Annotated in this window: 24 protein-coding genes; 11 read left to right on the top strand and 13 right to left on the bottom strand. The window is 73.4% G+C overall.

The genetic code is table 11. From position 1 onward, the window contains the following. Nucleotides 1-24: 24 nt before the first annotated feature. A complete protein-coding gene (locus ACFO9I_RS08395) occupies nucleotides 25-903 on the bottom strand; it encodes a DMT family transporter (protein ID WP_379179714.1) in 879 nt (292 codons plus the stop codon). A gap of 72 nt (nucleotides 904-975) precedes the next feature. Here ACFO9I_RS08395 and ACFO9I_RS08390 point away from each other — a divergent pair, with 72 nt between their 5' ends. Beyond that, complete coding sequence (locus ACFO9I_RS08390; RefSeq protein ID WP_379179712.1) at nucleotides 976-1656, top strand: response regulator; 681 nt, start codon at nucleotides 976-978, stop codon at nucleotides 1654-1656. Between the two features lie 108 nt (nucleotides 1657-1764). After that, nucleotides 1765-2160 carry a response regulator gene (locus tag ACFO9I_RS08385; RefSeq protein ID WP_379179710.1) on the top strand — a complete coding sequence of 132 codons (396 nt, stop codon included), beginning with the start codon at nucleotides 1765-1767 and terminating at the stop codon, nucleotides 2158-2160. On the opposite strand, the gene ACFO9I_RS08380 is transcribed toward ACFO9I_RS08385, so the two are convergent. Further along, entirely contained in the window at nucleotides 2098-4149 is a 2052-nt protein-coding gene (locus tag ACFO9I_RS08380) for a GAF domain-containing protein (protein ID WP_379179987.1), read from the bottom strand. The genes ACFO9I_RS08385 and ACFO9I_RS08380 overlap by 63 nt on opposite strands. A gap of 1 nt (nucleotide 4150) precedes the next feature. Beyond that, nucleotides 4151-5479: a GAF domain-containing sensor histidine kinase gene (locus tag ACFO9I_RS08375; RefSeq protein ID WP_379179709.1), complete on the bottom strand. Its 1329-nt coding sequence runs from the start codon at nucleotides 5477-5479 to the stop codon at nucleotides 4151-4153. A 206-nt stretch (nucleotides 5480-5685) separates the two neighbouring features. Here ACFO9I_RS08375 and ACFO9I_RS08370 point away from each other — a divergent pair, with 206 nt between their 5' ends. Both ACFO9I_RS08370 and ACFO9I_RS08365 read left to right on the top strand, forming a co-directional pair. After that, nucleotides 5686-6444 (top strand): ABC transporter ATP-binding protein, encoded by a 759-nt coding sequence (locus ACFO9I_RS08370; protein WP_379179708.1) that lies wholly within the window; start codon nucleotides 5686-5688, stop codon nucleotides 6442-6444. Nucleotide 6445: 1 nt separating this feature from the next. Continuing rightward, entirely contained in the window at nucleotides 6446-8992 is a 2547-nt protein-coding gene (locus ACFO9I_RS08365; protein WP_379179707.1) for an ABC transporter permease, read from the top strand. Nucleotides 8993-9044: 52 nt separating this feature from the next. Here the strand turns inward: ACFO9I_RS08365 and ACFO9I_RS08360 are convergent, their stop codons facing one another. The 4 genes from ACFO9I_RS08360 to ACFO9I_RS08345 all read right to left on the bottom strand — a co-directional run bounded on the left by ACFO9I_RS08360 (nucleotide 9045) and on the right by ACFO9I_RS08345 (nucleotide 12725). Next, nucleotides 9045-9425, bottom strand: coding sequence for a response regulator (locus tag ACFO9I_RS08360; RefSeq protein ID WP_379179706.1), 381 nt, complete (start codon nucleotides 9423-9425; stop codon nucleotides 9045-9047). Nucleotides 9426-9498: 73 nt separating this feature from the next. After that, nucleotides 9499-10083: a hypothetical protein gene (locus ACFO9I_RS08355; RefSeq protein ID WP_379179704.1), complete on the bottom strand. Its 585-nt coding sequence runs from the start codon at nucleotides 10081-10083 to the stop codon at nucleotides 9499-9501. Beyond that, on the bottom strand, nucleotides 10076-10570 hold the full coding sequence (locus ACFO9I_RS08350; protein ID WP_379179702.1) for a pyruvoyl-dependent arginine decarboxylase: 495 nt from the start codon (nucleotides 10568-10570) through the stop codon (nucleotides 10076-10078). The genes ACFO9I_RS08355 and ACFO9I_RS08350 overlap by 8 nt, the downstream gene beginning before the upstream one ends. Further along, nucleotides 10563-12725 (bottom strand): PAS domain-containing sensor histidine kinase, encoded by a 2163-nt coding sequence (locus ACFO9I_RS08345; RefSeq protein WP_379179700.1) that lies wholly within the window; start codon nucleotides 12723-12725, stop codon nucleotides 10563-10565. The genes ACFO9I_RS08350 and ACFO9I_RS08345 overlap by 8 nt, the downstream gene beginning before the upstream one ends. Before the next feature lie 73 nt (nucleotides 12726-12798). Between ACFO9I_RS08345 and ACFO9I_RS08340 the strand changes: the two genes are divergently transcribed. Both ACFO9I_RS08340 and ACFO9I_RS08335 read left to right on the top strand, forming a co-directional pair. After that, the gene (locus tag ACFO9I_RS08340; RefSeq protein ID WP_379179698.1) at nucleotides 12799-14184 is read left to right on the top strand and encodes a cytochrome P450; all 1386 of its coding nucleotides are present in this window, start codon (nucleotides 12799-12801) and stop codon (nucleotides 14182-14184) included. Between the two features lie 59 nt (nucleotides 14185-14243). Beyond that, nucleotides 14244-15560 carry an MFS transporter gene (locus ACFO9I_RS08335; protein WP_379179696.1) on the top strand — a complete coding sequence of 439 codons (1317 nt, stop codon included), beginning with the start codon at nucleotides 14244-14246 and terminating at the stop codon, nucleotides 15558-15560. Nucleotides 15561-15572: 12 nt separating this feature from the next. Here ACFO9I_RS08335 and ACFO9I_RS08330 read toward each other — a convergent pair whose 3' ends face one another. Both ACFO9I_RS08330 and ACFO9I_RS08325 read right to left on the bottom strand, forming a co-directional pair. Next, the gene (locus ACFO9I_RS08330; RefSeq protein WP_379179694.1) at nucleotides 15573-16019 is read right to left on the bottom strand and encodes a hypothetical protein; all 447 of its coding nucleotides are present in this window, start codon (nucleotides 16017-16019) and stop codon (nucleotides 15573-15575) included. Next, on the bottom strand, nucleotides 16006-16188 hold the full coding sequence (locus ACFO9I_RS08325; protein ID WP_379179692.1) for a hypothetical protein: 183 nt from the start codon (nucleotides 16186-16188) through the stop codon (nucleotides 16006-16008). The genes ACFO9I_RS08330 and ACFO9I_RS08325 overlap by 14 nt, the downstream gene beginning before the upstream one ends. A 132-nt stretch (nucleotides 16189-16320) precedes the next feature. Here ACFO9I_RS08325 and ACFO9I_RS08320 point away from each other — a divergent pair, with 132 nt between their 5' ends. The 3 genes from ACFO9I_RS08320 (at nucleotide 16321) to ACFO9I_RS08310 (ending at nucleotide 18833) form a co-directional block, all read left to right on the top strand. Beyond that, nucleotides 16321-16965 (top strand): ArsR/SmtB family transcription factor, encoded by a 645-nt coding sequence (locus ACFO9I_RS08320; protein ID WP_379179690.1) that lies wholly within the window; start codon nucleotides 16321-16323, stop codon nucleotides 16963-16965. Beyond that, nucleotides 16962-18209, top strand: a complete 1248-nt coding sequence (locus ACFO9I_RS08315) for an MFS transporter (RefSeq protein ID WP_379179688.1) — start codon at nucleotides 16962-16964, stop codon at nucleotides 18207-18209. Before ACFO9I_RS08320 ends, ACFO9I_RS08315 begins: the two co-directional genes overlap by 4 nt. Before the next feature lie 69 nt (nucleotides 18210-18278). Further along, the gene (locus tag ACFO9I_RS08310; RefSeq protein ID WP_379179686.1) at nucleotides 18279-18833 is read left to right on the top strand and encodes a hypothetical protein; all 555 of its coding nucleotides are present in this window, start codon (nucleotides 18279-18281) and stop codon (nucleotides 18831-18833) included. 114 nt (nucleotides 18834-18947) lie between these two features. On the opposite strand, the gene ACFO9I_RS08305 is transcribed toward ACFO9I_RS08310, so the two are convergent. Beyond that, entirely contained in the window at nucleotides 18948-19874 is a 927-nt protein-coding gene (locus ACFO9I_RS08305; RefSeq protein WP_379179684.1) for a DMT family transporter, read from the bottom strand. A gap of 39 nt (nucleotides 19875-19913) precedes the next feature. Here ACFO9I_RS08305 and ACFO9I_RS08300 point away from each other — a divergent pair, with 39 nt between their 5' ends. Further along, on the top strand, nucleotides 19914-20411 hold the full coding sequence (locus tag ACFO9I_RS08300; protein WP_379179682.1) for a MarR family winged helix-turn-helix transcriptional regulator: 498 nt from the start codon (nucleotides 19914-19916) through the stop codon (nucleotides 20409-20411). A 15-nt stretch (nucleotides 20412-20426) separates the two neighbouring features. Here ACFO9I_RS08300 and ACFO9I_RS08295 read toward each other — a convergent pair whose 3' ends face one another. After that, nucleotides 20427-21272 carry an aldo/keto reductase gene (locus tag ACFO9I_RS08295; RefSeq protein WP_379179680.1) on the bottom strand — a complete coding sequence of 282 codons (846 nt, stop codon included), beginning with the start codon at nucleotides 21270-21272 and terminating at the stop codon, nucleotides 20427-20429. An 86-nt stretch (nucleotides 21273-21358) separates the two neighbouring features. On the opposite strand from ACFO9I_RS08295, the gene ACFO9I_RS08290 reads away from it, so the two are divergent. Continuing rightward, nucleotides 21359-21802 carry an NUDIX hydrolase gene (locus ACFO9I_RS08290; RefSeq protein WP_379179678.1) on the top strand — a complete coding sequence of 148 codons (444 nt, stop codon included), beginning with the start codon at nucleotides 21359-21361 and terminating at the stop codon, nucleotides 21800-21802. Between the two features lie 39 nt (nucleotides 21803-21841). Here ACFO9I_RS08290 and ACFO9I_RS08285 read toward each other — a convergent pair whose 3' ends face one another. Together ACFO9I_RS08285 and ACFO9I_RS08280 are read right to left on the bottom strand one after the other, a co-directional pair. After that, the gene (locus tag ACFO9I_RS08285; protein WP_379179676.1) at nucleotides 21842-22834 is read right to left on the bottom strand and encodes a hypothetical protein; all 993 of its coding nucleotides are present in this window, start codon (nucleotides 22832-22834) and stop codon (nucleotides 21842-21844) included. After that, the gene (locus ACFO9I_RS08280) at nucleotides 22831-23334 is read right to left on the bottom strand and encodes a SigE family RNA polymerase sigma factor (RefSeq protein WP_379179674.1); all 504 of its coding nucleotides are present in this window, start codon (nucleotides 23332-23334) and stop codon (nucleotides 22831-22833) included. The genes ACFO9I_RS08285 and ACFO9I_RS08280 overlap by 4 nt, the downstream gene beginning before the upstream one ends. Between the last annotated feature and the right edge of the window lie 27 nt (nucleotides 23335-23361).

Genomic DNA, 23361 nt, shown 5'->3' with positions numbered 1-23361 from the left:
GCGGGTGATGCTGACGGGACGAGCCTAGCCCGCAGGTCGAGAAGGAGCCGGTGCCTGCGCAGGAGCGGCCGGTTCCAGGCGAGCGATCCATGTGAGCCCGGCGACCACGAGGGCCGCTGAGCCGAGCTGGGCCGCCAGCGAGAGCGGGCCCCGGACCGGTGCCTCGTCGAACACGATCCAGCCGAACGCCATCGCGACCAGCACGTTGACGACGTTGAGGATCGGCATCGACGCCGCCAGCCGGGCCGCGTGGAAGGCCCGCTGGTTCGTGGTCACCGCGCCCAGCCCCGCGAGCAGCAGGACCCACGGTCGCCAGGTCGCGAGCGCCGGCCAGGCCCCGGCGACCTGCACGTCGTGCGCGACGAACTTGATCAGGCCGGCCATCGCGCCGAACACGACTCCGGAGGCGGCCCCGAGCAGCGCCGCCCGCCTGGTCGCGACCCGCTGCCGGGCCGCGAGCCAGATCAGGAGCAGGAAGGCCGCGAGGACTCCCGCGCACGCGGCCGCGGCCCGGTCGGCCGAGGGGTCGGCGTACCCCTTCGTCAGGCGGGTGGCGGAGAGGAACAGTGCCAGACCGAGCACCGTGAGCGAGACGGCCGTCAGCTCGCTGCGGTGCGGCAGGCGCCTGCCCAGCGCCGCCCGCACCGGGACGGCGAGCACCACCCCGCACAGCATCAGCGGCTGGACGAGCGCGAGCGCTCCCAGGTGCAGGGCGAGGGCGTGCAGCGCGAACGCGACCAGCCCGAGCGCGGATCCGAGGAGCCAGAGGGGTGTCGCCAGCAGGCGGAGCACGAGACGCACCGCGCCGGCCGGACCGGGGACGCCGCTGGCCGCGCGGTGCTGCAGCGACGTCGAGACCGCGAACCCGCAGGCAGCGGCGAGCGCGATCAGCGACGGCTTCACCGGCTGCCTCCTGCGGACGGGAGCGGAACCATCCCGACCCTACGGGCGCGTCGGGCGGCCTACAGTGAGTCCATGGCGGTGCGCGTCGTCTTCGCGGACGACAACTACCTGGTGCGTGAGGGTGTCGCGGGGCTGCTCACCGAGGTTGCCGAGGTCGACCTGGTCGCGACGGTGGCCGACCCCGACGCGCTCCACGCGGCGGTGGCCACCCACCGTCCCGACGCGGTGCTGACCGACATCCGGATGCCGCCGACCTTCACCACCGAGGGCATCGACGCCGCCAAGCGGATCCGCGCCGACTACCCCGAGACCGGGGTGGTCGTGCTGTCGCAGTACGTCGAGGAGGACTACGCCTTCGAGCTGCTCTCCGAGGGGGTGGCGGGGCTCGGCTACCTGCTCAAGGAGCGGGTCTCGCAGGTCGACGACCTGGTCCGGGCGCTGTACGACGTGTCGCGCGGCGGGTCGGCGCTGGACCCGAAGGTCGTGGAGGGGCTGCTGGACCGCCGCAGCCGGGAGTCCAGCTCGCCGCTCTCCGGGCTCACCGAGCGGGAGCGCGAGGTGCTCCAGTCACTGGCCACCGGGCGCAGCAACGCCGCGACGGCCAAGGCGCTGTTCATGAGCGAGCGCGCGGTGGAGAAGCATGTGGGCTCGGTCTTCCAGAAGCTCGGCCTGGTCAACGAGTCCGAGGTGAACCGCCGGGTGATGGCGGTGCTGGCCTACCTCGAGGCCACCGGCGGTCCGACACCGCGGTGAGGGGGACGGCGGGGTGGCGGGGAGGGGGAAACCGCAGCCAGCGGTGCGGGCAGCACCCTCCCGGAGCACGCGGCTCCGGGGGGACGATGGCGTCCGAGGAGGTGTCCGATGCCCCAGGTCCGCGTCCTGGTCGTCGACGACCAGGAGCCGTTCCGCCGGGCGATGGCGACCGTCGTCGACGCGACCGACGGGTTCGTCGTCGTCGGGTCGGTCGCGTCCGGTGAGGAGTCGCTGGTCGCCGCCGACGAGCTGGAGCCGGACCTGGTGCTCATGGACGTGCACCTGCCGGGCCTGGACGGGATCGAGGCGAGCCGGCGGCTGACCGCGGCCGGCGGCCCGGTCGTGGTCCTGCTCTCGACGTACGACGAGGACCAGTTCGACCTGACCGGGTCCGGCGCAGCGACGTACCTCGCCAAGGCGACGTTCGGTCCCGACCGGCTCTCAGAGGCCTGGCTGGCCGCTCGCGACCAGGTCCGCCCGACCGGCGCCGGCGGGGACGCGTAGCACCAGCGCCCGCCCGGCCTCGGCCACCGACCCGCCGGCCGCCTCCACCCGGTCGACGATGCCCTGGAGGTCGACCTGACCGACGCCGATGCCGCGCACGGTCAGCAGCAGGTCGCTCCCGTCGACGGTCAGCTCGATCGCGTCCGGCGGCGGCTGCGAGGCCGCCGCTCGCGTGGCGCCGAAGTAGACGGCTGCCTCGACCCGGTCGGGGAAGCGCGCCCCGGTCACCGCGGGGTCCACGCTCAGCACGGTCGACGCGTCGGTGCGGGCGAGGAACGAGCGCAGCGCCGGCTCGACACCGGCCCGGGCCAGCTGGGTCGGGAAGACGCCGCGGGTCAGCTCGCGCAGGGCCTCCAGTGCGGCGTTGACGGACGCGACCAGCTCCTCGACCGCGGCGGCGTCCTGGACGGGTGCGTCGTGGCCGGGCGCGTCGGCCGGCGGCAGGCCGTCGGCGACCACGACGAGGTGCGGGAGCACGTCGCGCGAGATCGCCTCCTCGAGCGCCCGCCGGGCCGCGTCGTCGGCCTCGATCACGCGCGCCCGGGAGCCGGCCAGCTCCCCGGTCGCCCGGTCCAGCTCGGCCACGTGCCCCGCGAGCTGGGCCTGCATCGCGACGTTGCGGAACGCCACGGCCGCCTGGTCGGCCAGGCTGCGGAGGAGGCGCTCGTCCGCGGCCCGCAGCTTTCGTCCGCGCGGGATGGCCACCTCGACCGAGCCGAGGACGCCGCCCTCGCCGACGACCGGGACCGCGTGCGTGTCGGTGGCCCCGGAGGACGGCTCGCCCCAGGTCGCGCGGACGGGGTCGGTCCCGGGCACCGACAGCGTCGCGGTGGCGGACCGGGCCGCGAGGGCCTCGCCGGCCGCGGCCGCGACCGTGGGGAGCAGCGTGTCCGCGGACGGTGTCTCGGCGAGCCGCCGGCTGAACTCCGACAGCTCCTCGTAGGGCTGGGCCCGCGACCCGTAGGCGAGCCGGTTCGCCAGCCGCACCACCCGGCGGCGGAGGGGCTGGAAGGCCACCGCCACGAGCGCGGTCGCCAGCAGGGACAACCAGAAGCCCCCGGTCCGTTCGTCGACGACCCGGCCCACCGTCACCACGATCGTGGTGTAGCCGACCGCCGCGAACGCGCTCCCCGCGGCGATGACGACCGTCCGGTTGATGACGACCTCGATGTCGTAGAGCCGGTAGCGGAGCACGGCCACCGCGAACAGCATCGGCATCAGGAAGTAGGCGACGAACAGCGGGACCCCGGCGAGCCAGGTCTGGCTCCCGCCGTTCAGCGACTGGACCACGAGCAGGTTGAGGATGCCGAGGGCGACCAACCCGGCCGCGAGTGCGATCAGCCGCAGCTGCTGGCGCTGCTCGCCGCGACTGCGTCGGAGCCGGCCGACCATCGACACCAGAGATGCCACGAGGCCGGCGCTGATCAGCAGGAACCCGCCCGTGAGCAGGGCGCGCCGGACCGGACCGACGACGTCCTCCTGGGTCTCGAGCCGGAAGGTCGCCGGATCCATGGACAGGACCGCGCCCAGGCACATCAGGGCGCCGAGACCGGTGAGCCACACGGCGGGGCGCCAGCGTCGCGACACGAGGTGCCCGTCGGGGGCGAGCAGGAACATCAGGGCGATGCCGGCGATCGCCAGCTGTCCGCCGAACAGCCACGACGCCCACGCGGCGACGCCGCCGAGCACCTCCGGTCCCGGGCCGTCGGCCTCCTGCACCCAGTAGGCGTAGGCCTCGGTGAGCAGGGACACGGCGCTGGTGACGCCGACCAGGCCCAGCAGCCAGCCGATCGGGTGCCGCTCGTAGCGGGCGACGATCACCGCCCCCATCACCGCCGACCCGAGCACGGCGCCGTGCACGAACGGGAAGCCGTGCACCGCGACCGCGGTCTCGGACGCGAGCGACACCGACTGCGCGGAGACCAGCACGTCCGCGACCACCAGGGCCAGGGTGAGTGCGGCGAGGGACCAGGCCAGGCGCGGCAGCATCTCAGCCACCGACGACCGTCGGGGAGGCCGGCAGCGTGGCCCGGACGCAGGTGCCGCGACCCGGGCCGGACACGGTGCTGACCGTGCCACCGACCGACTCGACGCGGTCCCTGATGTTCGCCAGGCCGGCGCCCTCCGGGGTCGCGGCCGGGTCGAAGCCGCGGCCGTCGTCCTCGACGGTGAGCGTCAGGGCCTCCGGACCGCCGACGAGCGACACCCGGATCGTCGCGGCGCCGGAGTGCTTGGCGGCGTTCTGCACCGCCTCGAGGCAGGAGAAGTACGCAGCGGCCTCGACGTTGGGGGAGTACCTCCCGACGTCGCGGGCGGTCACCGTGACGGGGACCGCTCCGGCCGTCACCGAGGCCTCGAGCGCCACCGGCAGTCCGCCGGCGGCCAGCAGCGGCGGGTAGATGCCGCGGGAGAGCTGGGCGAGCGTGTCGATCGCGTCCGCGACCGCCTGGTGCTGGCTCGCCAGCAGCTCCCCTGCCCGGTCCGGCGAGCGGCTCAGCAGGGTGTGGGCGAGGCGCAGGTTCACCGCCAGGGCGACGAGGTGCTGCTGCGCCCCGTCGTGGATGTCGCGCTCGAGGGTGCGGCGGCGCTCGTCCTGCACGTCCACCAGCCGCTGGCGCGAGGCGCGCAGCTCCTCGGCCCGGCGGGACAGCTCGGCCAGCCGCCCCTCGAGCTCGGCCCGCAGCCGGGCACTGCGCAGGACCAGGCCGGCCTGGCCGGCGAGGCCGGCGAACAGACGCTCCTCCACCGAGGTCAGCGGCACGTGCTCGTGCTCCTGGACCACCAGGACTCCGAGCAGCTCGCCGCCGTGGCGCACGGGCAGCCGACGCCGGCCCGGGACGTCCAGGTCCCACGGGGGCGGTTCGCCGCGCTGGGGACCCGGGACGGCGCCGGGCGGCCACGTCGCCGCCAGCGTCGGTCGGTCGTCGACCACGAGCCAGACCTGCGACCACGTGGCACCGGTGCCCTCGGCCAGCACCCGCGCCATCCGGGACGGCAGCTCCTCGGCGGGGTAGGTCCCGGTGGCGGTCGCGGTGAAGCGGCGGAGCACGTCGTACGGCGGGGGCGCGCCGCCGTGCGCCACCCGCGCCGCCACCCCGGCCAGCCGCGTCTGCACGGGGTCGAAGGCCAGGGCGAGCACGGCGGTCGCCAGCACCGAGAGGGAGAGCGCCGGCTCGGACGTGCGGCCGGTCAGCGCGCCGCCGCCCAGCACGACGACGACGTACACGAGGACGGCGAAGACGACCAGGCCGGCCAGCTCGAGGGCGTCCGCCGCCAGCTCGCGCCGCGTCCGACGACGCCGTGCCGCCCACCAGGTCATGTCAGCAGTGTGCGCGCTCGCGGCCCGGTGCGGGAGGTGCCTGCCCCCACCCCCGGGGTGGGGCTGGCCGCACGATCACCCGTCGGGCATCGGGCGGCCACCGCCTGCCCGAGTGCGCCCAGCCCGATCGTCTCGGACCCCGAACCGGCGTGTGCTGGTGACCTGCCCCGATCCGTGGGCGGCCCCGACCTCAGGAGAACCGAGCCATGACCGTCTTCACCACCACCCCCCGCGTCTCGACCGCCGCTGTGGCGAGGGCCGAGGGGCTCAGCAAGTCCTACGGCAGCGGCGACGCCGCCGTGGCGGCACTCGACAACGTCAGCGTCGGCCTGGGGGAGGGCCAGTTCACCGCCATCATGGGCCCCTCGGGCTCCGGCAAGTCGACGCTGCTCCACATGCTCGCCGGTCTCGACCGGCCCACGTCCGGCGAGGTCTACCTCGGCGACACCGAGATCACCCGGCTCGGCGACAAGGCGCTCACCCTGTTGCGCCGCGACCGGATCGGGTTCATCTTCCAGTCGTTCAACCTGCTGCCGACCATGACCGCGGCGGAGAACATCCTGCTCCCGATGCGGATCGCCGGCCGCAAGCCCGACCCGCACTGGGTGGCCTCGGTCGTCGCCACGGTGGGCCTGACCGAAAGGCTTTCGCACCGGCCCTCGGAGCTGTCGGGAGGCCAGCAGCAGCGGGTCGCCGCGGCTCGGGCGCTCGCGTCCCGGCCCGACATCGTCTTCGCCGACGAGCCGACCGGTGCCCTGGACTCCGCGTCCGGCGCCGAGCTGCTCGCGTTCCTGCGGACCGCGGTCACCGACCTCGGCCAGACCGTCGTGATGGTCACCCACGACCCGACCGCCGCGAGCTACGCGGACCGGGTCATCTTCCTCGCCGACGGCCGGATCGTCGACGAGCTGCACGCCGCCTCGGCCGACGAGGTCCTCGACTACATGAAGCGACTGGGAGGCTGACATGTGGACCGCAACCTTCAGGAGCATGGTCGCGCACAAGCTGCGACTCGTGCTCACCGCGTCGTCGATCGCACTCGGCGTCGCGCTGCTGGCCGGGACCCTGATCCTGACCAACACCATGGGCCTGGCCTTCGAGCAGCTCTTCGGCAAGATCGGCTCCGGCACCGACGCGGTCGTGCGCACGGAGGCGCCGTACACCTCGACCGAGGGCGTCGGCACCGAGCACGGCCCGATCAAGGCCTCGGTCCTCGACCGGATCAACCAGGTCGACGGCGTCCGGGCGGCGGAGGGGTCGGTGTCCGGCTACGCGCTGCTGACCGACAACGACGGTCGCGCCATCACCACCAACGGCGGGGCCCCGACCAACGGCTACAGCATGCCGGCCGACGAGGACCTGCGCGGCGACGTCGAGCTGCTCTCCGGCACCGCCCCGACCAACGGCCACGAGGTCGCCATCGACGCCACCAGCGCCGAGGACCACGACATCGCGGTCGGCTCCACGATCAAGGTCCTGCTGCAGGACTCGACCCGGGAGTTCACCGTCGTCGGGACCGTCGGGTACGGCAACGGGGTCAAGGACCTCGGGGGCACCACCTCGGCGTACTTCGACACCGCGACCGCCCAGAAGGTCCTCGGTACGCCCGGCACGTTCGACAGCATCGACGTGAGCGCCGACCCCGGCGTCTCCCAGGCCGAGCTGGCCGACCGCCTGTCGGCCGTCCTGCCGGCCGGGACCGAGGCCGTCACCGGTGACGCCGTCGCCCAGGAGAACGCCGACGCGATCAAGGCCAACTTCAGGATCGTCGGCATCGTGTTCGGCGCCTTCGCCGGCATCGCGTTGTTCGTGGGGTCCTTCATCATCTGGAACACCTTCACGATGACCGTCACCCAGCGGTCCCGCGAGATCGCGCTGCTGCGGGCGATCGGTGCCCGCCGGCGCCAGGTGATGACCAGCCTGCTCATGGAGGCGGTGCTCCTCGGGGTCGCGGCCTCGGCCATCGGGCTCGGGCTCGGCCTGGCGGTCGCGAAGGGGCTCAAGGTGCTGATGGACGTCGTGGGGCTCGCCCTGCCGTTCACCGCGCTGCAGGTCCCCACCACCGCCATCTGGCTGTCCTTCCTGGTCGGCACCCTCGTCACCGTGCTCGCCGGTCTGGTCCCGGCCCGCCGGGCCACCAAGGTGCTGCCGGTCGAGGCGCTCCGGGAGTCCACCCCGGGGGCCGAGAAGCCGTCGAAGCGGCGCGCCGCGGCCGGCCTGGCCGTGATCGGTGCCGGCGCCGGCGGCATGCTGGCCAACCTCTACGGCGACGCCAGCTTCCTGGTCTTCGGGCTCGGGCTGCTCGCGGCGATGGTCGGCCTGATCGTGGCGCTGCCGATCCTGGTGCGCCCGCTGGCTGCGGCGATCGCGGCTCCGCTGCGGATGCGCGGCATGCCCGGCGAGCTGGCCAGGCAGAACGCGGTCCGCAACCCGCGGCGTACCTCCGCCACGGCGGCGGCCCTGATGATCGGCCTCACCCTGGTCGTGAGCATGGGGGTCTTCGCCTCGTCGCTGAAGGCGTCCTTCGGCGACGTGGTCGCCGAGGACATCGACGCCGACCTGTACGTCGTGACGTCGAGCGCCCAGGCGCCCGGGTTCAGCCAGTCGGTGGTCGGTGCCGTCGAGGGGGTCGACGGTGTGGCCGAGGTGTCGCCCAGCGGCTGGGGCGAGGCCCGGTTCGACCACCAGCCCTCGAGCTTCTCCTCGGTGGACCCGGCCACGGCCGGCGACATCATGGGTCTCGACATCTCCCGGGGGTCGGTCGAGGACCTGGGCAGGGACGGCGTCCTGGTGGCCGAGTCGGCCGCCCGGAAGCACCACTGGCGAGTCGGCGACACCATCACGGCGGAGTTCGCCCAGACGGGTGCGCACCGGCTGCACGTGGTCGGCGTGTACGACGGCAAGGGCTGGATCGGTGACGACTACGTCCTGAGCATCGCCGGGCAGAACGCCTTCGCCGGCCCCCAGCTGGTCTCCAGCGCGTTCCTCACGCTGGAGCCGGGCGCCGACCGTGGCGAGGTGCAGGCGGCGATCTCGGACGCGCTGGCCGACCACCCCGACGCCAAGGTCCTCGACAGGGCGGGCTTCGAGAAGGAGGCCAGCGGGTTCATCGACCAGCTGCTGACCCTCGTGACCGTGATGCTGCTGCTGGCGGTGGTCATCGCGCTGCTGGGCATCGTCAACACGCTGGCGCTGTCGGTCTTCGAGCGCACCCGCGAGCTGGGGCTGCTCCGCGCGGTCGGCATGACCCGCGGCCAGGTCCGGGCGATGGTCCGGTGGGAGTCCGCGGTGATCTCGCTGATCGGTGCCGTGAGCGGCGCCGGGCTCGGGATCGCGATCGGGCTGGCGCTGTCGCAGGCACTCAAGGACGAGGGCATCGAGGCGGTCTCGATCCCGGTCGTGCAGGTGCTGCTCTACGTCGGGCTGGCGGCGGTGGCCGGTGTCGTCGCCGCGATCGGTCCGGCCCGGACGGCGGCCAAGGTCGACGTGCTGAAGGCGGTGGTGACCGACTGACGCGCGCGCAGCGGCCCGGTGGTGTCCTCGACACCACCGGGCCGTTGCGTTGTCAGGCCTCCCAGCCGAGCATCCGGGAGACCTCGGTGGGCAGCGTCATCGGGTCGAACGGTTTCGGGATCACGCCGCGGATCGCCAGCTCGTCCCACAGCTGGCGCTCGCCGGCGAGGACCTTCGCGGTGAGCAGGATGACCGGGATGTCCCGGGTCGCCTCGTCGGCCTGCAGGTGGCGGAAGGTCGTGGGGCCGTCCATCTCCGGCATCATCACGTCGAGCAGGATCGCGTCGGGCTGCAGGGTGCGGGCGAGCTCGAGGGCGGTGGCGCCACGGTCGGCGGCGACGACCCGCCACCCGGCCACGACCTCCAGCGCGAGCTGCGTGATCTCGCGGACCGAGTCGTCGTCGTCGACGACGAGAACGGTGGGGACGGTCATCGCGGCCCTCCTCGACCTCCGAAGGCTCCAATGCTAGGGGCGCGGGCGGGTCCGCGTCCCCGGGACCCGCAGGTCAGGCCTCGCTGGTGGGCAGCGGCCCGTGGAAGGTCCCGGCGTAGTAGGTTTGCCGGTCGATCGGAGCGACCGTCACCTCGGCGCACCCGCGCAGGATCCGCTCGATGTTGTCGTTGAGCCCGATCAGGTCGTCGTTGTAGGCGCAGATGTCCCACGCGCAGACCGCGCGCTCGGCGACGAGTAGCTCGACGATCCGCTCGACCATGGCCCGGAAGACCCGGGTCTGCCGCCGCCGCCGGTCCACCAGGGTGAAGCCGAGGTAGTAGACCGCGCGCCGGGCGGTGTGCTCGGGATAGTGGTGCGCGAAGTAGGCCGGACTGATCCAGGGCACGGTCTGGAGGTCCGCGGTCAGCGTGGACATCCCGATCACCTCGCGCTCGTCGTTCCAGGCGACGTACTTGTGCACCCGCGGGTCGCGCATCTCCTCGAGGAACTCGTGCTCGTGCAGCAGCTGCCGGGCCACCGCGCGGGTCTCGAGCGCCCCGAAGGTCTGCCGGTAGAGCTGGTAGTACGCCGCGGCGGTGGCGTCGTCGACCTCGGTCTCGACCGAGATGTCGATCGTCGACGCCGACCGGTCAAGCACCGGGCCCCCAGGGGGTGACCTCGTAGGCGGCAACGGCGAGCGCGCACACGGGTCGGTCCACGCAGTGCGCCGAGGTCGTCACGGTCTGCACCGGGCCGAACGCGCCCCCTCGCCGCGCACCCATGTCGGCGAGGCTCAGCTCGATCTGCTCGAGCAGCGACTCCTCGCTGCCGCCGTGGTGCTCCACGAACAGCCCACCGGCCTGCTCGTCGAAGGTCCAGCCGAGCCCGGCCCAGACGATCTCGCCGGGGTGGTCGGCGTACGCCGTGGACAGCACGCAGTGGAGCCGGTCGCCGTGGCCGCCGGCCAGCGGCTGGTCGGCGACGACCCGGACCCGGCTCCGCGGCGGGATCACCGACGAGAGCGTGATCAGGTTGAAGTTCGCGACCCCGGCCAGCCAGAGCGCGTCGTCGAAGGCGGAGAGCAGGGTGCGGCCCGTCCCCGACCCGGTGCGGATCGTGATGTCCGGACCGGCGTGGTCACGCATCGTGGGTCCCTCTCGTGGTCGAGCCACCGGCGTGCTGGACGGCACCCGGGGTGTCGGTGGCCCGCGCCGGAGCAGCCGGCAGCGTGAAGTGGATGGTGGTGCCGATCCCGAGCTGGCTCTCGGCCCAGATCCGTCCGCCGTGGCGCTCGACGATACCGCGGCTGATTGCCAGGCCGAGCCCGGTCCCACCCTTGAGCCGTGCGTCCGAGGAGTCGACCTGCTCGAAGCGCTCGAAGATGCTCTCCAGCTTCTCCTCGGGGATGCCGCGGCCGCAGTCGCGGACGCGGAACAGGACGTGGTCGCCGCGGTCCTCGGCCTCGAGGACGACGACGCTGCCGGGGTCGGAGTACTTGACCGCGTTGCCGATCAGGTTGGTGAGGGTCTGCATGACCCGGTCCTCGTCGGCCAGCACCCGGCCGGAGCAGGCGCCGACCTCGATCCGGACCTTCGTCGACGTGGCGAGCCCCTCCATGGCCTGGGCGGCGTTGGCCAGCAGGTGGCCGGCCTCGAGCGACTCGATCTCCATCGGTCGGGAGTCGGACTCGATGCGCTCGATGTCGAGCAGGTCGTTGATCAGCCGGGTCAGCCGCTCGCTGCTCTGCAGCGCGTTGTCGACCAGCGAGTCCGCGCGGGGCGGGAGCTCGCCGAGGCGGCCGCTGGCGAGCAGCCCCAGCGATCCCCGGATCGAGGTGAGCGGGGTGCGCAGCTCGTGGCTGACCACGGAGAGGAACTCGTTCTTCATCCGGTCGACCTCGCGGCGCTGGGTCACGTCACGGAACGCCACCACCGCGCCCCGTACCTCCTCGCCGTCGACGAGGGGGGAGGCGGTGATCTCCACGGGGAACGTCGCGCCGTCGGAGCGGACGTAGACGTCCTCCTCCGAGCTGGCCACGATGCCCCTGCGGATGGCGTCGTCGATGTAGCAGCCCTGCGCGGGGTAGGGCGTGCCGTCCTCGGCCGGGGCGTGGAAGTGGTCGTGGGCCTTCCGGCCGTGCAGCGCCTGGGGGTCGTACCCCAGCGCCGCCGCGCCCGAGGGGTTGATGAAGGTGATCCGGCCCTCGGGGTCGACGCCGTAGATGCCGTCGCCGACGGAGGTGAGCAGCACCTCGGTCTGCCGGGCCAGCCGGGTGAGGTCGGCGGTCTGCTCGCGGACCCGGCGCTCGAGGCCGCGGCGCAGCGCGGCGTTGTCGGAGGCGAGCAGGGTCTGCCGCAGGCCGGCCGAGAGGATCAGCACCAGCCACAGCGCGGACTGGGCGACGGGCAGCCGGCCGCCGCTGCCGAAGCCGACCTGCACCACGCCGGCGGTCAGCAGGACCGTGACCACGAGCACCGTCCCACGGGCGTCGGACCCGTGGCTCTCGGCGTGCTCGGGCGCGCCGTCGGCCTGGTCGCTCGGGTACCACGCGGCCAGCCCGATGAGCAGGTAGCCGACGATCCAGCCGAGGTCGAGGGTGGTGCCGAAGTGGAACCGCTCCTGGGACGAGAGCACCGCGAACGCGAGGTCCGCGACGGCGTACGTCAGGAAGCCGGCGGTGACCAGGGCGAGGGCGGGACGGTCGCGGCCGCTGGTGCGCAGCAGCAGGAGCAGGGCGACGGTGGCGAGCACGACGTCGAGGACCGGGAAGAGCAGTGCCGCGGACCGGGAGGCGAAGTCGTCGGTGACGGAGTCGAGCAGCTCGGAGTAGACGAGCACCGAGGCGATGACCAGGACCGCGCTGCCGGCGATCAGGCCGTCCAGGGACATGAGGAGCTGGTCGAGGCCACGTCGGCGCGCGCTCGGGAAGCTGAGCAGGCCGGCGATCGACAGCAGCAGCGCGATCGCGATGCTGGCGTTGCTGACCGCGCTCGGCGAGTCCACGGGGTCGGCGCCGGTGGCGGCGACCCAGAGGTTGCCGGCGACGGCCACGGTGCCCGCACACATGAGCAGCCGCCAGGAGCGGCGGCGTCGGCCCGTGGTCTGCCGCGCCCGCACGCCGCAGCTGATCGCGGTGACGACGCCGGCGGTGAGCAGCCCGAGGCCGCTGGCCGACTCGCGCACGGCTTCGCCGAAGCCGGGTTGGAGCAGGATCGCGAAGAGCACCGTCAGCAGCGCGGCGACCGGCACCGCGACGGCGAAACGCCGCCGCTGCGACGCGAGCGACGGCGTGCTGCCCATGGGCCGCGACGCTACCAGCAGAAGAGGCTCCACGAGGGGCGACCGACCCTTGACGTACTCGTAGTATGTGAGCATGGCCACGATCGACCGGGACATCGACGAGCTGACCGAGGAACGATTCCGCCGGATGAGCTTCGTCGGGGGTGGTCCGCTGCCGCCCGTCGACACCTCCGCGCTCCCGCCGGGGCCGCGCTGGCCGGTGCTGGTGCAGAGCGCGGGGCTGCTGCGCTTCCGGCACTGGTTCCACCCCTACCTGCACCGCAGGTACGGAGACGTCTTCACGGTGCGGCTGGTCCCGGGCGGCCGACCGCTGGTCGTCTTCACCCGGCCCGAGCACGCGAAGGAGATCTTCGCCGGCGACCCGGAGGTCTTCCACGCCGGCAAGGCCAACGCCATCCTGGGGCCGATCATGGGGGAGCACTCGCTGCTCCTGCAGGACTCCGGCGAGCACAAGCGGGCCCGCAAGCTGCTGATGCCGGCGTTCAACGGCCACGCGTTGCGCGGCTACGAGTCGCTGGTCACCGAGGTGGCCCGCGCCGAGGTCGCGAGCTGGACGCCCGGCTCGCAGTTCCGGGCGCTGGACCGGATGAACGCGCTCACCCTCGAGGTGATCCTGCGGGTGGTCTTCGGGGTGACCGACGAGCGCCGGCTCGCCGCGCTCCGGCCGCGGGTGAACGCCACCGTCGACGTCAGTCCCGCGGTGCTGCTCGGCTGGGGCTACCCGAGGCTCCAGCGCTTCGGGCCCTGGAAGCGCACGGTGCAGAACCAGCACGAGCTGGACCGGCTCATCCACGCCGAGATCCGGGAGCGCCGTGCCGCGCCCGACCTCGCCGAGCGGACCGACGTGCTGTCCCGGCTGATCCTGGTCCGCGACGGCGAGGACGGCACGGACGCGCTGGACGACACCGAGCTGCGCGACCAGCTGGTCACCCTGCTGCTCGCCGGTCACGAGACCACCGCGACCGCGCTCGCCTGGGCGCTCTACGAGCTCGGCCGCGACCCGCGGCTGCTGGCGCGGTCGCGCGAGGCCGCCCGCGGCGGTGACGACGCCTGGCTCGACGCGGTGCTCAAGGAGTCGATGCGCCTGCACCCGGTGATCCCGATGGTGGTCCGCACGCTCATGGAGCCCGTCACCATCGGCGGCTGGGACCTGCCGGCCGGCGCCACGGTCGGCCCGTCGATCCTGGTCAGCCACGCCCGCGCGGACAACCACCCCGACCCCGAGGTGTTCCGGCCCGAGCGGTTCCTGGGCCAGAACCCTCCCACCAACACCTGGATCCCGTTCGGCGGCGGCGTCCGCCGCTGCATCGGGGCCGGCTTCTCCCTCATGGAGGGTGTCGCCGTGCTGCGTGAGGTGCTCACGGCGTACGACGTCACCGCGGTGGGGAACGACCGCCCCCGGGTCCGCAACATCACCAGCGTCCCGCGGCGGGGTGCGCGGATCCGGGTGACCCGCTAGGCCGGTCCGCGCGAAAAGCCGGTGCGGCGGCGGGCCGCAGGGTGCCACGATTGTCGTTCGTGAGCTGGCGAGAGCGACTGCGTGCCGTCCGGATGGACGTGACACCCCTGCGGGAGTCCCGCGACTTCCGGCTGCTGTTCCTCGCCGGCACCGTCTTCTACTTCGGCGCGATGGTGTCCTACGTCGCCATCCCGTACCAGATCTACACGCTCACGGGCTCCAACTTCGCGGTCGGCGCGATCGGCCTCGTCGAGCTGGTGCCGCTGGTGGTGTTCGGCCTGTACGGCGGCGCGCTGGCCGACCACGTGGACCGCCGCAAGCTGCTCATCTGGACGGGGCTGGCCCAGGCCGCGTTCACCGCGGTGCTGGCGGTCAACGCGTTCCGTGACGACCCGAGCATCTGGGTGATCTTCGTGGTCTCCGGGCTGCTCGCGTCGTCCTCCTCGCTGCAGCGGCCCTCCCGCGAGGCGTTGATGCCGCGCACGGTGCGGCACGAGCAGATCACCGCGGCGAACAACCTGACCAGCCTGGGCATGCAGCTCGGCGTGCTCGTGGGCCCGGCCCTCGGCGGTCTGCTGGTGGCCTACGTCGGGATCGGCTGGTGCTTCCTGGTGGACATCAGCGGCCTGCTGGTGGCCAGCGTGCTGTTCATGGCGATGCGGCCCTACCCGCACCGCGAGGAGACCACGCCGCCCAGCCTGGCGGGCATCGGGGAGGGTCTGCGCTACGCCTTCTCGCGGCGCGACCTCCTCGGCACCTACCTCGTCGACATCGCGGCGATGCTGCTGGCGCTCCCGGTCGTGCTGTTCCCGGCGCTGGCCGAGGAGGTCTTCGGCCGTCCGGAGCTGCTCGGCCTCCTCTACTCCGCGGAGACGGTCGGCGCCCTGCTCGCGACCGCGCTCAGCGGCTGGACCTCGCGGATCCACCACCACGGCCGCGCGATCGTCATCGCCGCGGCGGCGTACGGCGCCTGCGTCGGGATGGCCGGCCTGATGCCGAGCATCTGGCTGGTGGCCGTCTTCCTGATGCTGTCCGGGGCGGCCGACATGGTCTCGGCCGTGTTCCGCGGCACGGTGTGGAACCAGACGATCCCCGAGGGCATGCGGGGGCGGCTGGCCGGCATCGAGATGCTGTCCTACTCTTTGGGGCCGCTGGGCGGCCAGGTCCGCGCCGGCGTGACCGCCGACCTGTGGACCGTGCGTGGTGCGATCGTCAGCGGTGGCTTCGCGTGCGTCGCGGGCGTGGGGGCGACCGCCCTGGCGCTGCGCGACTTCTGGTCCTACGACGCCCGCACCGACCGGTACGCCGTGGCCGAGCGCGAGGCCCGCCGGCGCGCCGGCGAGGGCGTCGAGGGCGTGGAGGGATCGACCGCGTAGGGACCGTCCGGGTCAGGCGACCGCGGACCCCGACCCCGGGTCGAAGGCCTCCGCGACCGCCTCGAAGAGGTCGCAGTGGTCGGGGTAGTCCTCGCGGGCCACGGCTCCGGTGAGCACCACACCGAGGCCGTCGAGCTGCCACGCCCACTCCTCGCAGATCACGTCGGCGCTGCCGGCGGCGTGCGCGTAGCGGCGGTAGCTCACGTCCCGGCCGGCCAGCTCGAACTCGTCCGCGTCCTCGACCTCGAACGCCGGCAGGCTCTCCGCGGCCTCGCGCAGGGCCGCGTCCCGCCAGGCCGCCCGGTCGCCGGTGACGGGCTCGCACCGCAGCGTGAGCGTGGGGCGGAACCCGCTCTTCGGGAGGACGCTCGCCCGCGCCGCGAGCAGCAGGCCGTGGGCCGGGTCGGCGGAGCGCCTCCACCCCCGCGGCACCGCGATGCCGAGGTCAGCGGGGCGCACGGGACACCTGCTCGACCACGGCGGCGACTGGCGAGGTCCCGCAGGCGTCGAGGTCGCCCGGCACCCGCACGTCGGGGGCGGGGATCGTGGCCGAGGCGGTGATGGCCGGACCGTGGTGGGTCAGCGCGCGGGGCGCGTGCTGCAGGACCTGGGGGAGCGAGATCGTCATGACCGGAGCCTGCGCGGGCCCGGCTCGGCGGAAACCGGGTCCGGGCGATCTGTGGACAAGGTCCCGGCCTGGCGACGGGAGTTATACAAGGAGTCTTGTCGATCGATGTCGCGGCGCCCTAGCGTCCCGGCCATGCCCCGGAAGACCGCCGAAGAACGCCACCGTGACAGCGCGCCCGCACCAGGGGTGCGCGACGCCCGCGACCGGGGAGACACGTCGGCGCCCGTGGATGCCCTCGTCGCGTTCCACCACCCGTTGCGGCGACGGTTGTTCGAGCTGCTGGTGCTGGAGGGACCGGCCCCCGTCGGGGTGCTGGCGCGACGCCTGGGGGTCGCCGTGGGCAGCGTCAGCCACCACCTGAAGCCCCTGCACGCGCAGGGCTTCGTCGAGCCGGCGCCCGAGCTCGCCCGCGACACCCGCCAGAGCTGGTGGCGTGCGCTGCCACGCCGCCTCAGCTGGTCGGTGCTCGACTACGACAGCCCGGCGGCGCGCGAGGTCGCCACCGCCGCCGAGCGGGCCAACCTCCGCCACCACGTCGAGCACGCGGTGGAGTGGTACGCGCACCGGGATCGGCTCGACCCCGCCTGGGAGGAGGCCGCAATGGTGACCGAGAGCCTGGCCCGGGCGACCCGGGAGCAGCTGCAGGAGCTGCGAGCCGGCATCGCCGACCTGCTCGCGGAGTGGACCCGCGGCTGCCGGGAGGACGCCGAGGCCCGGCCGGACGCCGAGCGCGAGCCGGTGTTCGTCTTCGCCTACGCCGTGCCGGTGGTCCGGTGATCGGCCTCGGGCGGCCGGTCGCCGTCCTCCCGGGCGAGGACCTGCCCCCGCTGCGGCGTGACCGCCGGGTCCAGGCCCTGGTCGCTGCCAGCACGGTCTCCTGGACCGGCGACAGCGTCTTCACGATCGGCTTCGCCTGGGCCGCGGTCCACGCGGCCCCGCCCGCCCTCGCCGGCTTCCTGGTCGGCGCGGTGATGCTGCCGCAGGCGGCCTTCCTGCTGTTCGGGGGCGCGCTGGCGGACCGGTGGGACACCCGCCGGATCCTGCTCACCTGCAACGCCGTACGGGTGCTGGTGCTGCTCGTCGGGGTGGCCGGTTGGCAGGGCGGCGCGCCCCGGGTCCCGCTGCTGCTCGGGGTGGCGCTGCTCTTCGGCGTGGCCGACGCGATCCACAACCCGGCCAACGCCACCCTCCCGCGGCAGCTGGTCCGCGCCGAGGACCTCGGCCGGGTGGCCGGCATGCAGCAGGTGGCCAGGAGGCTCTCGGTCTTCGTCGGGGCCGGCGTCGGCGGCTGGCTGGCGGCGGCGTACGGCTTCGGGGCCGCGATGCTCGTGGACGCCGCGACGTTCGTGGTCGTCGGCGTGACGCTGTGGCTGGTCGCGCGGCCGCGGATCGAGCTGCCCCGGGTGACGAGCGGCTCGGTCCGTCAGGGGCTGGTCGAGGGGTTCGGCTACGTGCGTCGCGACCCGCGCGCCCGGCGGTTCGTCGTGTCCCTGTCCGGCCTGAACCTGTTCGTCGGTCCGGCGCTCGCGGTCGGCGTCTCGCTGCGCGTGGCGGCCTCGGGCTGGGGAGCGACCACGCTGGGCGCCGTCGAGGCGACGGTCGGCGTCGGTGCTGCCGCCGGTGCCCTGCTGGCGATGTGGTGGCGTCCCGGACGCGACGCGCTGGCGGGGTTCCTCGTGCTGGTGGTGCAGGGCTGCGGCATCGCCTGCCTCGGAGCCCCCTCCCGGGTCGTGCTCGTGGCCGGTGCCGTGGTCGTCGGGCTCACCGCCGGCTGCGCGTCGGTGCTGGTCTCGGGCGCCTTCCAGCGATCGATCGACCCGGCGTACCTCGGGCGGGCGTCCTCGATGACGAGCCTCTCCGACTTCGCCCTGATGCCGGCGATGATGCCGCTGTTCGGGTGGCTCGCCGCGACCTCGTCGGTGACCGCGACGGCGCTGGCGTTCGGGGCCGGGATGGCCGCGCTCTCGGCCTGGGGGGCGTGGGGGTTCCGGGACCGGGGCGCACCGATTGGCCCTGCTTGACCCGGTCACCGAGAATGGTGCGCGACCGGTCCGTACGACCATCAGCACGACCTGGGGGTGCACTGCCACATGGACGATCGAGAAGAACGCCCGGTCCTCACCGGGCTGCTCGCTCTCGTCGGGGTGGCGGTGGTGGTCGGGCTGGTCCTCGGCTTCGCGGCGCTCCTGGGCACCCGCGTGCTGGGTCTCGACGGCGGTTCCGACTCCTCGAACTCCTCGGCCGAGCGCTCGATGTACCTCCCCAAGCCGTCGAGGACCACGGCCGCCTCGGGCCCGCTGATCACGCTGGCCCCGGGCGAGGAGTCCTCGAGCTCGGCACCCCCGAAGGAGCCGAAGAAGAGCAGGTCGCCGGAGAAGAAGATCTCCCTGTCGGCCGGCGAGACCGCGGTCGGGCCGATGGAGCAGATCGACCTGACCGGCGTCTACCCCGGTGGTGAGGGCGCGATCCTGCAGGTCCAGCGGTTCACCAACGGCGCCTGGACGGACTTCCCCGTGACCGCTTCGGTCAGCAACGAGACGTTCTCCACCTACGTGCAGACCAGCCAGACCGGCGTGAACCGGTTCCGCGTCGTCGACACCGACACCAAGCTGCAGTCCAACGAGGTGAAGGTCACCATCGGCTGACCTGCCCCAACTCCTGGGATAGTCCGGCACGTTCTCGGCGGGTAGTCCGGCACGTTCTGGTCGTGACGTCCCGGTACGTCCGGGCCGGGGCGACGAAACGTGCCGGACTACCCGTCAGGCGGCGTTGCGGACCAGCTCGCGCTCCTCGTGGGCGGGGACGGCAGGCGCGGGCGTACGACGGCGCAGCATCGCGTGCACGGCGGGCTGGCCGGCCAGGACGCCGCCGAGGACCAGGACCATGCCCAGCGCCTGCGTCCAGCCGAAGAGCTCGCCGGCGAGGACGACGCCGAGCAGGGTGCCCACGACCGGGTTGACCAGGCCGATCAGGGACACGACCCCGGCCGGCATGCTGCGCAGGCCCAGGAACCAGCAGTGGTACGCGAGGCCGGTGCCGACCACGGCGAGCCAGAGGAAGCCGCCCGCGGCCGGGAGGTCGATCCGGGGCGGCGCGCCCTCGACGAGCGCGGCGACCGGGACCAGCACCAGGCCGCCCACGACCAGCTGCCAGGAGACCAGCGTGAGGTTGTCGACGGGCGCCGGCCAGCGCTTGACCAGCACGTAGCCCAGCGCCGAGACCAGCACCGACCCGAACGCCGCGGCCAGGCCGACCGCGTCGACCTCGCCGGGTGAGCGCAGGACCAGCAGGCCGACACCCAGGGCGCCGACCAGGGCGGCGATCACCCGGGCCCAGCCCGGCCGCTCGCCGAGCCCGGGCCAGGCCAGCGCCATGGTGACCATGGGGGCCGTGGCCTGCAGGGTCGCCGCCAGCCCGCCCGGCAGGTGGTAGGCGGCGAGGAAGATCAGCGGGAAGAACATCCCGATGTTGAGCAGTCCCAGCACGGTCGCGCGGCCCCACCAGCGCCCGGTGGGCAGCTGACGACGGATCGCGAGCAGGAACAGCCCGACGGGCAGCGCCCGGACCGCGGCGGCGAACAGCGGCCGGTCCGGGGGCAGGAACGTCTCGGTCACGAGGTACGTCGATCCCCAGGCGACGGGGGCGACCGCGGTGACGAGCGCGAGACGCGCCTGATTAGTTTCCATGGAAAGCATAATAGTTTCTCCGGAAGGTATATTCCCGCCATGCGGAGCGATCTCGATCACGTCGGCCGGGTGATGGCGCAGTGGCACGACGCGCGGCCCGACCTCGACGTCTCGCCGCAGGGGGTCATCGGCCGGCTGCACCGGCTGGCCGCCCGGCTGGCCGAGGAGCTGGTCGCCGTCTACGGCGAGTTCGGGCTGGGCGAGGGTGAGTTCGACGTGCTGGCGACGCTGCGCCGCGCGGGGGCGCCGTACGAGCTGACCCCCAGCGAGCTGGCCGCCTGGACGATGGTGTCCTCCGGTGCGGTGACCAAGCGGGTCGACCGGTGTGCCCAGCAGGGCTGGGTGACCCGTCGTCACTCCGACCGGGACGCCCGCGGCCGGGTGGTCGCGCTCACCGACGCAGGTCGCGAGCTCATCGACCGTGCCTTCGAGGCGCACATGGCCAACGAGCACCGCCTCGTCGGCAGCCTCAGCGAACGGCAGAGGGCCCAGCTCGCACACCTGCTGGAGGTGTGGGGCCGGGCCCTCGACGCCTGATCGTGCGGGAGGGCGTCAGTCCGGGACGTAGTCGAACGTGTCCGGGTTCGGACCGGTGCGGCCGTCCTCGCCCCGGTCCAGCGCGCTGATCGCCGCGACCTCGTCCTGGGTGAGCGAGAAGTCGAAGATCTCGAAGTTCTCGCGCATCCGCTCGGCCTTCATCGACTTCGGGAAGACGATGTCGCCGCGCTCGACGTGCCAGCGCAGCGTGACCTGGGAGGCGGTCTTGCCGTAGTCGGCGCCGATCTTGTTGATCACCTCGTCGTCGAGCACCTTGCCCTGGGCGATCGGGGACCAGGCCTCGACCTCGACGCCGTGCCGGATGGAGGCCGCGCGGGCGTCCTCGTTGGTGAAGTAGGGGTGCACCTCGATCTGGTTCACGGCCGGCACCACGCCGGTCTCGGCGATGATCCGGTCGAGGTGGGCGGGCTGGAAGTTCGAGACGCCGATCGAGGTGGCGCGGCCGTCCTCGACGAACTCGGCGAGGGTCCGCCACGTGGACACGAAGTCGCCGTCGTACAGCGTCGGCAGCGGCCAGTGGATGAGGAACAGGTCGATCCGGTCCAGCCCGAGCCTGGTCAGCGTCTCGTCGAACGCGCGCCGGGCGGCGTCGGGCTCGTGGAAGCCGTTGTTGAGCTTGCTGGTGACGTAGAGCTCGTCGCGGGCGATGCCGGAGACCTTGATCGCCTCACCGACGCCCTCCTCGTTCTGGTACATCTGCGCGGTGTCGATGTGGCGGTAGCCGACCTCGAGCGCCTGGGTGACCGTCGCAGCGGTCTCCGCCGGCGGCACCTGGAAGACGCCGAAGCCGAGCTGCGGGATGGTCGTCTGGTTGTTCAGGGTGATCGTGGGAACCGTCATGGTGGGCATGACAATGCGTGCCCGGCCGCTATTCCGGTCATGCGGGGTGTTTGCGCCCGCCCCGCGGGGACTGTGAACCTTCCCACGTGGACCACCCCGACTTCGACACCCGGCTGGCGGCGTACGCCGTCATCGTCGACCACCGCGACCACATCCTGCTGGCCCTGTGGAACGAGCCCTCCCCGCCGCAGTGGACGATGCCCGGCGGCGGCGTCGAGCTGCACGAGAGCCTCGAGGAGGGCCTGGTGCGGGAGCTGCGTGAGGAGACGGGGTACGACGTGCGGCCCGGGCGGTTGCTCGGCGTCGACACCCGGGTGGTCCCCGCGCACCGGCGCTTCGTCGAGACCGACCGGCCGCTGAAGCACGTGCGCGTCGTGTTCGAGGCCGAGGTCGTCGGCGGGGAGCTGACGCACGAGACCGACGGGACGACCGACGAGGCCCGCTGGATCCACCTCGGGGAGGTGCCGCGGCTGCCCCGCGCGTCCTCGGTGGACGCCTCGATCGCCCTCTGGCGCGCAGCGGGGGCCTGACCGGGATCGGCCGGCCGGACCGCGCGGCCCGGTGGTGGGTCAGCGCACCTCGCAGTCGACCCCGCCGTTGCAGGACGTGACCGCGTGGTCGTCGACCACGTCGCCGTCGGCGTCGTACGCCGTCACGTGGGTCAGCTCGCCGGCGACGTCGGCCCAGAACATCGTGTCGCCCGGCACCAGCGTGCCGGCCAGGACCGTGGCGTCGACCGTGGAGCCGTCGGCCAGCTCGAGGGCGACCCGGTCGACGGCGGTGCCGTCCAGGCCGCCGATCCACAGGGTCCGCGGAGAGCCGGAGGTGTAGTCCATGCTGGTGAACAGCTCCATCTCCTTGCCCGGTTCGAGGAAGTCGTCGGAGCCCATGCCCCAGCGGAGGTAGGTACTGCCGCCGACCGTCGAGACCAGCGCGGGGTGGCACGCGCTGCCCGGCATCTGCTCGCCGGAGGAGGAGCGGGGAGCCAGGCAGGCCAGCTCGGCCTTGCCGCTGTCGACCAGGATGCCCATCTCGGTCGAGCCGACGGGGTAGCCGTCCTTCTCGTTGCCGAGCTCCTCCTGCTCGATCCGCTGCACCTCGTCGTAGAGCCAGGCCGGGAACTGCGTCGGGGCGTACGCCGTCACGCCGACGTAGGTGTGCGCGCCGAGCGGCACCGGAGGCTCGGCCAGCATCCCGGCCGGCAGCTCCTCGTCGTGCTGCCGGCCGGTGCCGGGGCCGGGGATGACCACCTGGCCGGCCGAGACCCGCACCGCCCCGGGGACGTCCCTCAGCACCCGCCTCGCCAGCGGGGACAGCTCCGCCGGCGCCTTCGGTGGGGCGTAGACGGTGGTCTGGCGGCCGGCGCCGTCGGAACCCACGCCCCCGAGGCCGACCCCGACCCCGGCCGCGGCGGCGACGGCGAGGGCCGAGCCCGCGACCACGGCCGCGACCCGACCGCGGCGCCGGCGGGTGCCCTGCCGACGGATGGCGGCGAGGTCCGGCCGGCCGAGCTGATCGAGGTGGGGCGTGGCGAGGCGCTGCTGGAGGTCGAGGTCGTTCATGAGGTCCTCCCGGACAGTGACTGGTCGGCGCGGAGCTTGGCCAGGGCGCGGGACAGGGTGCTCTTCACGGTCCCGCGGGCCATCCCGAGCTCGGCCGCGACGGCCGCCTCGGAGAGGTCGAAGTAGTGCCGCAGCACGACGACCCGGCGTTCCTTCTCGGTGAGTGCCGACAGCAACCGGACCACCTCGTCGCGGTCGTCGCTGCCCGCCGTGCGGTCGGGCGAGGCCGTCGCGTCGACGTCGAGGTCGCCCAGCTCGACCGGACGCCGGCGGCGGACCCGGTCGATGTTGAGGTTCACCAGCACCCTGCGGGTGTAGGCCATCGCGTCAGCCCGGCGTACCGATCCCCAGCGCGCATAGGTGCGCACCAGTGCGGTCTGGGCGAGGTCCTCGGCGAGGTGGTGGTCTCCGCACAGCAGGTAGGCCGACCAGCGCAGGCGCGGCCACGCGGCGAGCGCGAAGTCGTCGAAGTCCGAGTCGGACCTGTCGCCGAGCTGCATGGATGACCCCCTGTGTCCCGAGCCGAC

Source organism: Nocardioides sp. GCM10023255, from assembly GCF_042653125.1.
Taxonomy (GTDB): domain Bacteria; phylum Actinomycetota; class Actinomycetes; order Propionibacteriales; family Nocardioidaceae; genus Nocardioides.
Note: the sequence above shows the minus strand (reverse complement) of the source record. Positions and strands in the feature narration are given on the sequence as shown.